Source organism: Cellulomonas sp. APG4 (assembly GCF_009996735.1).
Lineage (GTDB): Bacteria > Actinomycetota > Actinomycetes > Actinomycetales > Cellulomonadaceae > Actinotalea.
Genome location: NZ_JAACYI010000011.1, coordinates 120,237 through 132,820, shown reverse-complemented (window position 1 = coordinate 132,820; position 12,584 = coordinate 120,237). Strand labels below are relative to the sequence as shown.

Genomic DNA, 12,584 nt, shown 5'->3' with positions numbered 1-12,584 from the left:
CGGCGCCGGCGCCGGCGGCGGGCTCGGGTGCGCCGGCGGCTGCTGCCCCGGCCGCCGACGCGCCGTCCGCCCCGCAGCCCACGGCTCCGCAGCCCACGGCTCCGCAGGTCTCGTCCGAGTCGGGCCCGGCAGGGGCCCCATCCGGCGCGGCCGGTGAGGCCACATCGGCCGGTCGTCCGGCGCCCGCCGGTGAGACCGAGGCCGTCTCGTCCTCGCCGGGCGGCCCGGCGGATGCCGCTCCTGACGACCCGAGCTCGGCCGACGCGGCGCCCGGTGGGACCCCGGTGGCGGCGCCCGCGGTCGACCCTGCGGGTGCCGCGCCCGTCGTGGCCGTCGTGCCTGCTCCCGGCGGCGGGCTCGACGCAGAGACGGTGCGCCGCCGCTGGCCCGAGGTGCTCCAGACCCTGCGCGGCCTACGCATGGCGACGTGGGTGCTCGTGAGCCAGAACGCGCACGTCGGCGAGGTCTCCGCCGAGGTGCTCGTGCTCGCGTTCTCGACGCCCCAGCTCGCGACGACGTTCCGGCAGGGTCCGCACGCGGACAACGTGCGGCGCGCCCTGCACGAGACCCTCGGCCTGGACGTGCGGGTCGAGGCCGGGCTGGGCACGGGTTCGGCCCCCGCGGCGAGCGCCACGCCCCCGGTGCCGACCACCGAGAAGGCACGGCCGACGCGGTCCGAGGGCACCATGAGCTCGGCCGAGGCCGAGGCGTCGTGGTCGGTGACCCCGGCCGCACGTCCGGCAGGTCCGTCCGCAGCAGCGGGCGCGGCCGGTCCCACCGCCGGGCGCCGCGGACCGTCGTCGCCGTCGTCCGGGGATGGCGGCCAGGGTCGCGCGGCCGGCGGGCCCGTGGCACCGCCCTCGCGCGCGCCCGAGCAGGCGCGCGGGTCCGGGCCGTCCGACGACGACCCGCCGTGGGACATGGAGCCACCTCCCGAGGACGACCCGGGTCCACCTCCACCACCGCGCGACGCCCCTGCTCAGCGTTCCGGTGGCGCGTCGCGCCCGCCGGGCCTGCGCGTCGCCCCGGGCACGCGCCCCCACGTCAGGGAGCGACGTCCCGCGCCCAGCAGGGTCGACGAGGACGACACGAGCCCGGACGACCCGGACGTCACGGCCTCGGGCCTCGTCGGCGCCCCGCTCGTCGCGCAGATGCTCGGCGGCACCGTGATCGACGAGATCCCCGAGGACGAAGCCCCGCGCTGACGCCCGCACCCTCGCGCAGCGGGATCGGGCAGCTCCCGCCCAACCGCCTCGACGAGGGCGTACATCCGCCGCGAAGGCGTACATCCGCGGGTACGCCCTCGCTGCAGATGTACGGCCTCGCGCGGCGGGCGAGGGGCGGGGACCCCGTGGGGCGGGTCAGCGTGGGACTTCGCCCGGTGTCGCGGGCACCCCGTAGGCTGGCGGGGTGTACGAGGGCGCGGTCCAGGACCTGATCGACGAGCTCGGGCGGTTGCCCGGGGTCGGTCCCAAGAGCGCCCAGCGCATCGCGTTCCACCTGCTCGCGGCAGACCCGGCAGACGTGCGTCGCCTCGTCGACGCCCTGACGGAGGTCAAGGCACGCGTCCAGTTCTGCACCGTGTGCGGCAACGTCTCCCAGGAGGAGCTGTGCCGGGTCTGCCGCGACCCGCGCCGCTCAGAAGACACGATCTGCGTGGTCGAAGAGCCCAAGGACGTCGTCGCGATCGAGCGCACGCGCGAGTTCCGCGGGAAGTACCACGTGCTCGGCGGAGCCATCAACCCGATCGACAACGTGGGCCCGGACGACCTGCGCATCTCCGAGCTCATGGGTCGCCTCGCGGACGGGAAGGTCACCGAGGTGATCCTCGCGACCGACCCGAACGTCGAGGGCGAGGCGACCGCCACCTATCTCGCCCGCATGCTCGTCCCCATGGGCCTGCGCGTCTCGCGCCTGGCCTCGGGTCTGCCCGTGGGCGGGGACCTGGAGTACGCCGATGAGGTCACGCTCGGGCGGGCCTTCGAAGGACGGAGGCAGATCAGTGCCTGACACGCCGGAGATCCCCACCCAGCCGAGCGCCACGTCGCCCGACGTGCGCGCCGACCACCCGGCCGCCGCGCCGGCGGACCTGCTCGAGGTCGCCGCGTCCGTCTCGGCGGAGGCCCGTCGCTTCACCACGACCATCACCGAGGTCGCCGCCGGCGCGAACCCCGAGGTGGCGATCCCGCTGCTGCTGCTCGCGGTCTCCGACGTGCTCGCGGCGGGTGCCCGCCTGGGCGCGATGGTCGACGTCGTCCCGGCCGAGCGCTTCGAGCCCGACGTCGGCCCGGACGTCGACCTTGACCCCCTGCGCGCGGCGCTCGAGAACGTGCTCGACGGCCTCGACGAGTACACCGAGGTCGACGACCCGGTGCTCGGCGGCGAGGTCGTCAGCTCGACCATCTCAGCCGACCTGCTGCTCATCGTCGGCGCGCTGTCCCAGGGCCAGCGTCACCACGACGCCGGCCAGGTGCTCGAGGCCCTGTGGTGGTGGCAGTTCTCGTACCTGTCCAACTGGGGTGAGCGAGGGTCCGCCGTGCTGCGGGTGCTGCAGACCGTGCTCGCGCACCTGCGTCTGGACGTGGACGACGACGTCGCCGCGGACGCCGAGTTCCAGGCCCTGCACCCCTGAGCGGACTCGTCGAGGGCGTCGACCTCCCGACGTCGACCCTCGTCCTGCTGCTGCTCGCCGCCTTCGTGGCGGGCTGGGTGGACGCCGTCGTCGGCGGGGGTGGGCTCATCCAGCTGCCCGCCCTGCTCCTGGTACCCGGGATCGCCCCCGTGCAGGCCCTCGCGACCAACAAGGTCGCGGGCTTCATGGGCACCAGCGTGAGTGCCGCGACCTTCTACCGCCGCGTGCAGCCCGACCTGCGCACCGCGGGACCCATGGCCGTGGCGGCCCTCCTCGGTGGCGGGGGAGGCGCCGCGCTCGCCGCGTGGCTCCCGGGTGAGGTGATCGAGCCGATCGTGCTCGTCGCCCTCGTGGGCGTCGCGATCTGGACCGTCGCGCGGCCGCAGCTCGGCCGGGCCGACGAGCTGCGCTGGACCGGGCGCCGGCACCTCGTGGTGGCCGCGGCCCTCGGCGTGGGCATCGGCTTCTACGACGGCCTCGTCGGCCCGGGCACCGGCACCTTCCTCGTCATCGGCCTCGTCGCGGTGCTCGGCTACGGGTTCCTCCAGGCCTCCGCGCACGCCAAGATCATCAACGCACTCACCAACATCGGTGCCCTCGTCGTCTTCGCCCTCCAGGGCGCCCCGCTCTGGCTGCTCGGCGTGATCATGGGCGCGGGCAACATCTGCGGGGCCTACCTGGGCGCGCGCATGGCCGTCGCCCGGGGGAGCGGGTTCGTGCGCGCCGTCTTCCTCGTCGTCGTCGGTGGTCTCGTCGTGACGCTCGCATGGGACGTCCTCACGCCCGGCTGACCCGCCTGCCCTGGCCCTGTGCCCGCCCTGCACCGGCCCGGGCGCGGGGTCAGTCTGCGACGCGGATCTCGACGCGCCGGTTCTGCGCCATGGCGGCCGGGTCGGGCTTCCCGCCCGGGTACTCGTCCGCGAGCGGCTGGGTCGACGCGTACCCCGTCGCGGTCACCCGGGTGTCGGGGCGACGGTCCGTGATCGCCGCCGCGACGGCGTCGGCCCGGGCCTGCGAGAGCGGGACATTGACCTCGTCACCTCCGCGCGAGTCCGTGTGGCCGCCCACCTCGAGGACGGCGCCGTCGGGCAGCTCGTCGATCAGGGCGTCGAGCGCTCCCCGGGCGGCGTCGTCGAGCTCGGCCGAGCCGTAGGCGAACATCACGTCCGAGCCGATCGTGAGGCCCACGCCGTCGTCCTCGGGCTCCTGGACCAGCAGCTCGACGGAGCCCTCGACCGAGTACGTGTTCACCGAACGCTCGATCCTCTCCGCACTCGGCTCGGGCGCGTCGTCGCGCTCGACGTAGCCGCCCGCAGCCAGCACGCCCACGAGAACGCCGACCATGACGACCCTCACGGCGCCGCCTCGACCGGGATGTCGGGGATCTCGACGCCCCACTCGTCGATCGTGAACGTGATCGTGTCGATGGGGTCCTCGGGCGCGGCGTAGACGAACCAGGACTCGAGCGGCTCGCCGTCCGTGGTCTCGGCGTCGGCGTTGGTGAGCCAGTCCTGGGTGCCCTCGCCCGTGATCACGCTATACCGCTTGAGGTTCTGCCGGTCGAGCAGCACGGGGTGCAGGAAGAAGAAGCCGTTGATCTCCGACAGCGTGTAGCTCGCACCCTCCTCACCGTCGAGGTGCGGGACGAACGCGACGCGCAGCGTCATCGTCGTCCCGTTCTCGTCGGCCTCGAGCGAGCGGACGACGACGTCGACCGTGCCGTTCTCGAGCGTCGCGGTCGCGGTGGCGAGCTCAGGGGCGTCGTCCGACGTCTCGTCACCCGCCTCGTCCTCGGCGCCGGCGGGCTCCGAGGCCTCCGGGGAGGGCGTCGTCGGGTCCGCGTCGTCGGGCTGCGAGGCGGTGCAGCCGGTCACGAGCAGGGCGAGCGACAGGGCCACGCCCGCGGCAGCCGCGCGGTGAGTTCGGGCGATCATGGTCCGTGAGTGTGCCACGACGGCACGCACCGTGCTCGCGAGCCCGCACCTCAGGCGACGCGGGTGCCCTTGGGCAGGTTGCGGTAGGGGATCTGGAGCCGACGGATCGCGAGCAGAACCCCGCCCGCACCCAGCAGCAGGTTCGCGGCGAGCCCCCACGGCCACACGGGCGGTCCGTCGTGGGTGTCGAAGGCGGTGATCCCCGCCTGCTCGTCCGACGACATCTCCTGCCAGCAGTAGTCGTACTCGGCGGGCGGTCCCTGACGTGCGGTCCGCACGCCCTCGCGGATCGCGGCCAGCGGGTCGAACACCACGAACCGGTTGTCGTCGTTGACCGCGGGCGGGGCGGCGTCCGCGACCACCACGAAAGGGTTGATCGCGAGCAGCCACCACGTGCGCTCGGTGTGCACCACGTACTGGGTGCGCTCGGTCCACTCGCACTCGGGGTCGTCCCCCCAACCGGTCTCCGGGTCGGCGTCGGGCGCGCTCGACCAGTCGGCCTCGTAGACGCGCACCTCCTCGTCCCCGCTGACCAGCGGCACGCTGAGGCCGAAGACGACGAGGCTCAGCACCGTGAGGCTCGCGACGCTCACGTAGGTGAGCACGGCGGAGCCCGCCGTCCGCGTGGTGAGGGCCGAGAAGCCGAGACCGATCCCGCACACCACGGCGAGCAGCGCCGCGAGCAGCAGCACCGTCACGACCACGGCCGCGGGGTTGTTGCCGCCCGCGAGGAAGGCCCACGCGATGAACGGCAGCGAGACCGCGAGGAACGCGAGCGAGGCCACCCACGAGGCGAGGAGCTTGCCGAGCACGATCTCGGTCGCGCTCAGCAGCGTGATCTGCAGCGTCGCGAGCGTGCCCGCGTTGCGGTCACCGTTCACGGCGGTCGCCGAGAGCGTGGGCGAGACGAGCAGGCCCAGGAACAGCACGAAGAACACGATGAAGCCGAACATCGTGGGCCCGACGACGCCGCTCATGCCGCCGTAGATCATGTCGCTGCCCATGCTGCGCGTGAACGCCCAGGTGAGCGTGGTGACCAGGCCCACGAGCACGCCGAACACGACCAGCGAGACGATCCAGCGCGTCGAGCGCACGCGCTGGCGAAGCTCGAGCCGGGCGACCGTGCGCACGCCGTGCCACGTGACCGACCACGTGCTCCCGTGCGGGCGCGGGCCCGACGACGTCGCGGCGGAGCCGGTCGGGTCGACGGACGAGGGCTGGGTCTCGGTGCTCATCGACGCTCCTCCTCGAGGGCCAGGTACGCGGACTCGAGCGCGCCGCTCGCGGGCGCGAGCGAGGCGATCGGCACGCCCGCTCCGACGGCGTCGCGCAGCAGGGCGGCGGCGGTCGCCTCGGTGTCGAGCTGCACGACGACGCCTCCGGGGCGGGCGGGCCGCACCTCGTCGGGCGGTGAGAAGTCGCCGACCGGCGGGGCGCCGGGCTCGGGCTGCCACGGCACGTGCGCGGCCTCGAGCCAGCGCACCAGCGCGTCCAGGTCGAGCGTCCGCAGCCGCCAGGGGCGCCACTGCGTCGCGACGGCGGCGACCTCCTGCGCGGCGACCGTGCGGCCCTGGGAGATGAAGACGGCGTCGTCGGCCATCTCGTCGAGCTCGACGAGCACGTGGCTCGAGACCAGCACCGTGCGCCCGCGAGCGGCGAGCTCGCGCAGCAGCTCGCGCAGGTCGACCCGCGAGCGCGGGTCGAGGCCCGAGGCCGGCTCGTCGAGCAGCAGCACCTGCGGGTCGTGGACGAGGGCGCGGGCCAGGCCCAGCCGCTGCTTCTGCCCGCGCGAGAGCACGTGCGCGGGGCTGTCGGCGAGCTCGCGCAGGTGGACGAGGTCGAGCAGCTCGGCCGCACGGTGCTCGGCGTGCTCGGGAGTCAGACGGTAGGCCGCCCCCACGGTCGTGAGCACCTCGCGTGCGGTCAGCGAGTCCCACGTGCCGAACGAGTCCGGCATCCACCCGGTGACGGCGCGGGCCGCGGGGCCGGCCGTCGGGTCGTGGCCCGCGACGCTCACCGTCCCCGCATCGGGGACCAGCAGTCCCGCGAGCACGAGCAGCAGCGTCGTCTTCCCCGAGCCGTTGGGCCCCACGAGCGCGGTCACCGCGCCGGGTCGCACGTCGAGGTCGACACCGGCGACGGCGTGCACCGCGCCGAACGAGCGCCGCACGCCACGCGCGACGATCCCCCCGTGGGCAGGTGACGACGACGTGGGCGGCACCGTCACGGGCGGTCTCGTCGTGGGCGGCGACGGGTCGGCGGGCGGCGGCGCGGGCACGGACGGCGCCGCCGTCGCGTCGGGTTCGGCTGGCGGTGTCCGGTCGTCCGAGGTCGACATGGCTCGAACCTAGGGCCGCCGGGGGTGCTCGCGACGATGATCAGCCGCGCGACTCGCGGAGATGCTGTGCAGACTGCCGGTCGCCGTGCTCACACCTAGAGGAGGCCGCCCGTCGAGCCCAGCAGCGGCGCGAGCGTCTCCCATCGGCTGATCTCGCAGCCGTTGATGCGCGAGAACTCCGCGTCGACCCGCGTGCCGTCGACGGTGCCGGTCACGGTCGCGCGCTGCGGGCCGCCCCACTGCTCGGTGCAGGCGACGTCCCGTGGCGTCGGCTCGAACGCGTCGAGGCCGCCCCGCGCGAGCGCCTCGCACGCGGCCTCAGGATCGGGGTGGTCGCCGCCCGCGGGCGCGCACGTGAGCGTCCACGTGCGGGTCTCGCCCTCGCCGGTCTCATCGAGCGTGACCGTGAGCTCGGCGGGCAGCGCCGCGGGCGAGGTGGGCGGCGTGGGAGAGGGCGCCGGGCTGTCGTCCGGCGCGTCGTCGTCGGTCGTGGGCGAGTCGGGATCCAGGACCGGGGCGTCCGGCGTCGTCGTGCCGCCCGGCTCGCTCGGCGTCGCGCAGCCCACCAACGCGAGCAGCGCCACGAGGGTGAGCGCTCCCCGGCCTCGTCGTGCACGCATGGCCCCACCCCCGCCGGTCGCCGCTGGACGAGGTCCGCCCGGCGGCCGTTGGTGGCCGGACCGCCGGACGGGACCTCTACCCGCTCCATGTTGTCACCGGGCCCGGGCTTGCAGGGCCGCAGGCGACGGGCTCCCCGGTCGCGGGGAGTCGCCTGCGGCGTCGCGGCTCGTCGGCTCGTTCGCATGGTGGAAAGGTCGATGTCCGAAGTGTGAGCCGCGATTATGCTCGCAGGGCCCGGCGCAACGGCGCGTCCGTCAGCAAGTGTCCGTCCGCACCCACACACCACCGGAGCGCTCATCGTGGGCCTGATCGTGCAGAAGTACGGGGGTTCGTCCGTCGCCGACGCCGAGAGCATCAAGCGCGTCGCGAAGCGGATCACCGAGGCACGGCGCGCGGGGGACGACGTCGTCGTCGTCGTCTCGGCCATGGGCGACACGACCGACGAGCTCATCGACCTCGCGAACGACATCACGCCGCTGCCCCCGTCGCGCGAGATGGACATCCTGCTCACCGCGGGTGAGCGCATCTCGATGAGCCTGCTCGCGATGGCGATCGCGAACCTGGGCGTCGAGGCGCAGTCGTTCACGGGGCAGCAGGCCGGCGTCATCACGGACGACTCGCACGGCCGCGCGCGCATCATCGACGTCAAGGCGAGCCGCATCCGTCAGGCGCTCGATGCGGGCAACGTCGCGATCGTCGCCGGCTTCCAGGGCGTCACCGAGCACACCAACGACGTCACGACGCTGGGCCGCGGCGGCTCGGACACGACGGCGGTCGCGCTCGCGGCGGCGCTCGACGCGGACGTCTGCGAGATCTACACCGACGTCGACGGCGTGTTCACGGCAGACCCCCGGATCGTGCCGAGCGCGCGCAAGCTCGATCGCGTCACCTACGAGGAGATGCTCGACCTGGCGGCGAGCGGGGCCAAGGTGCTCATGCTCCGTTGCGTCGAGTACGCCCGTCGCAACGAGGTCACGATCCACGTGCGCTCGTCGTTCTCGGGGCGTGAGGGCACGCTCGTCACCGACGAGCCCGCCGTGGCAGAGGGAGAGGGACACATGGAGCAACCGATCATCTCGGGCGTCGCGCACGACAGGAGCGAGGCCAAGGTCACCGTGGTGGGCGTGCCCGACGTGCCCGGGACCGCGGCGCAGATCTTCGAGACCGTCGCCGCGGCCGAGGTCAACATCGACATGATCGTCCAGAACGTGTCCGTGGCCCAGACCGGGCTCACCGACATCTCGTTCACGCTGCCGGCCGTCGACGGCCCGCGCGCGACGGCGGCCCTCAAGGCCGTGCAGGAGCAGGTGGGCTTCGAGTCGCTGCAGTTCGACGACACGATCGGCAAGCTCTCCCTCGTGGGTGCCGGGATGAAGTCCCACCCGGGTGTCTCGGCACGGCTGTTCGCGGCGCTGCGCGACGCCGGCATCAACATCGAGATGATCTCGACGTCGGAGATCCGGGTGTCGGTGGTCACGCGTGCCGACCAGCTCGACGACGCCGTGCGCGCGGTGCACACGGCGTTCGGGCTGGACTCGAGCGAGGGCGAGGCCGTGGTCTACGGAGGGACGGGCCGATGAGCGCGCAGCAGGGGCTGAACGTCGGCGTCGTCGGCGCCACGGGCCAGGTGGGCGCCGTGATGCGCCGGCTGCTCGAGGAGCGCGACTTCCCCGTCGCCACGATCCGGTTCTTCGCCTCGGCCCGCTCGGCGGGTTCGACCCTTCCGTGGCGCGGGACCGAGGTGCTGGTCGAGGACGCCGAGACGGCGGACCTCGCGGGGCTCGACATCGCGCTCTTCTCGGCGGGTGGTGCGACCTCCAAGGCGCTGGCTCCGCGGTTCGCGGCCGCCGGCGCGCTCGTGATCGACAACTCCTCCGCGTGGCGTCGCGATCCCGAGGTGCCGCTCGTGGTCAGCGAGGTCAACCCCGGGGCCGTGGACGATGCGGTCAAGGGCATCATCGCCAACCCGAACTGCACCACGATGGCCGCGATGCCGGTGCTCAAGCCGCTGCACGACGAGGCCGGGCTCGAGCGTCTGGTGGTCTCGACGTACCAGGCGGTCTCGGGTGGTGGGCTCAAGGGCGTCGCCGAGCTCGAGTCGCAGGTGCGCGCGCTCGAGGGGGCGGACGTCGCCGCGCTCACGCACGACGGCGCAGCGATCGACCTCCCCGAGCCGTCGATCTACGCGCGCCCGATCGCGTTCAACGTGCTCGCGATGGCCGGTTCGATCGTCGACGACGGCTCGTTCGAGACCGACGAGGAGCAGAAGCTGCGCCACGAGAGCCGCAAGATCCTCGACATCCCCGAGCTCCGGGTCTCGGGCACGTGCGTGCGCGTCCCGGTGTTCACGGGTCACTCGCTGTCGATCAACGCCGAGTTCGCGCGCCCGCTCTCGGTCGAGCGCGCGACCGAGCTGCTCGCCGCGGCCCCCGGGGTCGAGCTGAGCGACATCCCGACCCCGCTCCAGGCCGCGGGTCAGGACCCGAGCTACGTGGGCCGCATCCGCCAGGACGACGGCGTTCCCGGCGGCCGTGGCCTCGCGCTCTTCGTGAGCGGTGACAACCTGCGCAAGGGGGCGGCCCTCAACGCCGTCCAGATCGCCGAGCTCGTCGCGGCCAAGCGCCTCGCCCCCGCCTGACCCGCCGGCCGGTCCCCAGCCGCCCAGCTCACCAGCGCCCAGCTCACCAGCACCCGGACGAGGGCCCGGACGCACGCCGTCCGGGCCCTCGCCGCGTCTGCCCTGCTCCGACCCGAACCCACGCGCCTCCGCCAAGCCCCCAGCCGCACCCACCCGCACCCGCCAAGGCCCATCCGCGCCCGCTGCGTGCCCTCGCGCCGCACGCCCCACCGGCGCCTCCACCCCACCCGCGCCTCCACCCCACCGAGATCGGCCCTTCTGTCGCTCTGCGGCCGCGGAAAGCGACGGGAAGCCCGATCTCGGCGGGCGGGCGGGGCGAGGGGTTGTGGCCGGCGGCCTTCTGTGGTTCATTAGTCGAGTAACGAACCAACAAGGTGGTGACGGGTGTTCGACGGACGTGAGCCGATCTACCTCCAGATCGCCGACCGCATCCGGGCCGAGGTGCTCGACGGGAGTCTCCAGGAGGGGGACCAGGTGAAGTCCACGACCCAGTACGCGACGACGTACCGGATCAACCCGGCGACGGCCGCGAAGGCCTTCGCCGAGCTCGTCGACGAGGGCGTGCTGCACAAGCGGCGCGGCATCGGGATGTTCGTGAGCGACGGTGCGCGCGACCAGCTTCTCGCCGCGCGCCGCGAGCGCTTCTTCGCCGAGGTCGTCGATCCCGTCGCAACCGAGGCGCAGGTGCTGGGCATCCCGATCGCCCAGGTGGTCGCCCGTCTGCACGAGGTCGAGGCGGCCCGAGCGGCCGCGCACGGGGAGGAGAGGTCATGAGCTTCGCGGTCCGCGCCGAGGGCCTCACGGTCCGCTACGGCCGCACGACGGCGCTCGAGGACGTGACGCTCGAGCTCGCGCCCGGCACCGTGCACGGTCTGCTCGGCCGCAACGGCTCGGGCAAGACGACGCTGCTGCAGACCCTCGCCGCGTTCCGCCGGCCGAGCGAGGGCCGGGTGCTCGTCGACGGCGAGGACCCGTGGGAGAACCCGCGCGTCACCCAGGGCGTGTGCCTCGTGCGCGAGAGCGGCGACGTGCTCACCGACCTGCGCATGCGCGACAACCTCGCGTACTACGAGGGCATCCGGCCGCACTTCGACCGCGAGCTCGCCGGGCGGCTCATGGACACGTTCGAGCTCGACCCGGCCCGCAAGCCGAGCAAGCTCTCGCGCGGCAAGAAGTCGGCCTTCGGGGTCGTCGTCGGGCTCGCGTCCCGTGCCGAGCTGACCATCTTCGACGAGGTGCACCTGGGCATGGACGCACCCTCGCGCTTCGCGTTCTACGACGCCCTCATGGCCGACTACGTCGAGCACCCCCGCACCATCGTGCTGTCGAGCCACCTGATCGACGAGGTGCAGCGGCTGCTCGAGGGCGTCGTGATCCTCGACCACGGCAGGGTGCTGCTCTCGGAAGAGGCCGAGTCCCTGAGGGCGCGCGGCGTGAGCATCACGGGACCGCGCGACGCCGTCGAGCAGCTCGTCGAGGGCCGCACCGTGCTGCGCCGCCAGCACCTGGGCCGCACCACCCAGGTGATGCTCGACGGCGCGCTCTCCACCGAGGAGCGCACGCAGGCCGAGCGCCTGGGCCTCGAGACGGGGCCGGTCGACCTGCAGAGCCTGTTCGTCCACCTCACCGAGCGCACCACCGAGGGGGCCACCCGATGAGCGCGACCGCCACCGCCGCGACGACGACGGCGCCCGTGCGGGCCACCCGCCCGGTGCGGCACACGATGCGCTGGCTGCTGCGCCAGCACCTGCAGGGCCTGCTGTGGACCACGGGCATCCTCGCCGTCGTGGTCCCCTCGGCCACGGCGACGGTCAACCACTACGCCGAGGTCGACATCTCCATCGTCCAGTTCGCCCGCCAGGCGTTCATCTGGTTCCCGTTCTCGATGGCGATCGTCACGACCACCGCGTTCCTCAACGTGCACGTGGCGGCGGGCGCCACCCGACGCGTGCTCTCGGCGGCGTCGCTGCTGACCGGGGTGGTGACCGGGCTGGCCTACGCGCTCGTCATGACCGGCGCGCTCCAGATCGAGCGTGCGGTGTACGGGGCGCGCGGATGGACCCAGCAGCTCACCGAGTCCGCGCCGGTCTTCGAGGACACGAGCCAGGTGGGGTGGATGGTGACCGACCTGGGGCTGGCCTTCATCGCGGCCCAGGTGTCCGGGCTGCTCGTCGGCCTGGCGTACTACCGCGTCGGCGGCTGGTGGGGGACGCTCGCGCTCCCGCTCACCGTGGGGCCCCTGCTCGTCTCGATGGGGCTGCTGACCACCGACCTGCTCGACCCCATGAGCACGCTCGCCCGCGTGCCGATCGCCGCCGGGATCATCGCGCTCGCCGCGCTCGCGTACCACCTCCTGCTCGTCCGCACGCAGCTCAAGCAGATCAGCACCTGACCCGGGCTCACGCCCGCACCCGGCCGGGG

General features: G+C 73.6%; 13 protein-coding genes and 1 pseudogene. 9 read left to right on the top strand and 5 right to left on the bottom strand.

Annotated elements, in window-relative coordinates:
* The 4 genes and pseudogenes from GXB85_RS10185 to GXB85_RS10170 form a co-directional block, all read left to right on the top strand.
* Positions 1-1,205: pseudogene (locus GXB85_RS10185) on the top strand (DNA polymerase III subunit gamma and tau); the annotation flags it as partial.
* A gap of 205 nt (positions 1,206-1,410) precedes the next feature.
* Complete coding sequence (gene recR, locus GXB85_RS10180) at positions 1,411-2,010, top strand: recombination mediator RecR (protein WP_161917533.1); 600 nt, start codon at positions 1,411-1,413, stop codon at positions 2,008-2,010.
* Complete coding sequence (locus GXB85_RS10175) at positions 2,003-2,632, top strand: DUF5063 domain-containing protein (RefSeq protein ID WP_370524144.1); 630 nt, start codon at positions 2,003-2,005, stop codon at positions 2,630-2,632. Before recR ends, GXB85_RS10175 begins: the two co-directional genes overlap by 8 nt.
* 77 nt (positions 2,633-2,709) lie before the next feature.
* Positions 2,710-3,423: a TSUP family transporter gene (locus GXB85_RS10170; protein ID WP_370524143.1), complete on the top strand. Its 714-nt coding sequence runs from the start codon at positions 2,710-2,712 to the stop codon at positions 3,421-3,423.
* Positions 3,424-3,472: 49 nt separating this feature from the next.
* On the opposite strand, the gene GXB85_RS18850 is transcribed toward GXB85_RS10170, so the two are convergent.
* The 5 genes from GXB85_RS18850 to GXB85_RS10145 all read right to left on the bottom strand — a co-directional run bounded on the left by GXB85_RS18850 (position 3,473) and on the right by GXB85_RS10145 (position 7,524).
* Positions 3,473-3,988 (bottom strand): OmpA family protein, encoded by a 516-nt coding sequence (locus GXB85_RS18850; protein ID WP_161917531.1) that lies wholly within the window; start codon positions 3,986-3,988, stop codon positions 3,473-3,475.
* Positions 3,985-4,566, bottom strand: a complete 582-nt coding sequence (locus GXB85_RS10160) for a hypothetical protein (RefSeq protein WP_161917530.1) — start codon at positions 4,564-4,566, stop codon at positions 3,985-3,987. The genes GXB85_RS18850 and GXB85_RS10160 overlap by 4 nt, the downstream gene beginning before the upstream one ends.
* A gap of 50 nt (positions 4,567-4,616) precedes the next feature.
* Positions 4,617-5,801, bottom strand: a complete 1,185-nt coding sequence (locus GXB85_RS10155) for an ABC transporter permease (RefSeq protein ID WP_161917529.1) — start codon at positions 5,799-5,801, stop codon at positions 4,617-4,619.
* Positions 5,798-6,793 carry an ABC transporter ATP-binding protein gene (locus GXB85_RS10150; RefSeq protein WP_370524142.1) on the bottom strand — a complete coding sequence of 332 codons (996 nt, stop codon included), beginning with the start codon at positions 6,791-6,793 and terminating at the stop codon, positions 5,798-5,800. The genes GXB85_RS10155 and GXB85_RS10150 overlap by 4 nt, the downstream gene beginning before the upstream one ends.
* A gap of 206 nt (positions 6,794-6,999) precedes the next feature.
* Positions 7,000-7,524, bottom strand: a complete 525-nt coding sequence (locus GXB85_RS10145) for an SSI family serine proteinase inhibitor (RefSeq protein ID WP_161917527.1) — start codon at positions 7,522-7,524, stop codon at positions 7,000-7,002.
* A 300-nt stretch (positions 7,525-7,824) separates the two neighbouring features.
* On the opposite strand from GXB85_RS10145, the gene GXB85_RS10140 reads away from it, so the two are divergent.
* The 5 genes from GXB85_RS10140 to GXB85_RS10120 all read left to right on the top strand — a co-directional run bounded on the left by GXB85_RS10140 (position 7,825) and on the right by GXB85_RS10120 (position 12,555).
* A complete protein-coding gene (locus tag GXB85_RS10140; protein ID WP_370524141.1) occupies positions 7,825-9,105 on the top strand; it encodes an aspartate kinase in 1,281 nt (426 codons plus the stop codon).
* On the top strand, positions 9,102-10,163 hold the full coding sequence (locus tag GXB85_RS10135; protein WP_161917525.1) for an aspartate-semialdehyde dehydrogenase: 1,062 nt from the start codon (positions 9,102-9,104) through the stop codon (positions 10,161-10,163). The genes GXB85_RS10140 and GXB85_RS10135 overlap by 4 nt, the downstream gene beginning before the upstream one ends.
* 384 nt (positions 10,164-10,547) lie before the next feature.
* The gene (locus GXB85_RS10130; RefSeq protein ID WP_161917524.1) at positions 10,548-10,937 is read left to right on the top strand and encodes a GntR family transcriptional regulator; all 390 of its coding nucleotides are present in this window, start codon (positions 10,548-10,550) and stop codon (positions 10,935-10,937) included.
* The gene (locus GXB85_RS10125) at positions 10,934-11,821 is read left to right on the top strand and encodes an ATP-binding cassette domain-containing protein (RefSeq protein WP_161917523.1); all 888 of its coding nucleotides are present in this window, start codon (positions 10,934-10,936) and stop codon (positions 11,819-11,821) included. Before GXB85_RS10130 ends, GXB85_RS10125 begins: the two co-directional genes overlap by 4 nt.
* Positions 11,818-12,555, top strand: coding sequence for a hypothetical protein (locus GXB85_RS10120; protein WP_161917522.1), 738 nt, complete (start codon positions 11,818-11,820; stop codon positions 12,553-12,555). The genes GXB85_RS10125 and GXB85_RS10120 overlap by 4 nt, the downstream gene beginning before the upstream one ends.
* Positions 12,556-12,584 lie beyond the last annotated feature (29 nt).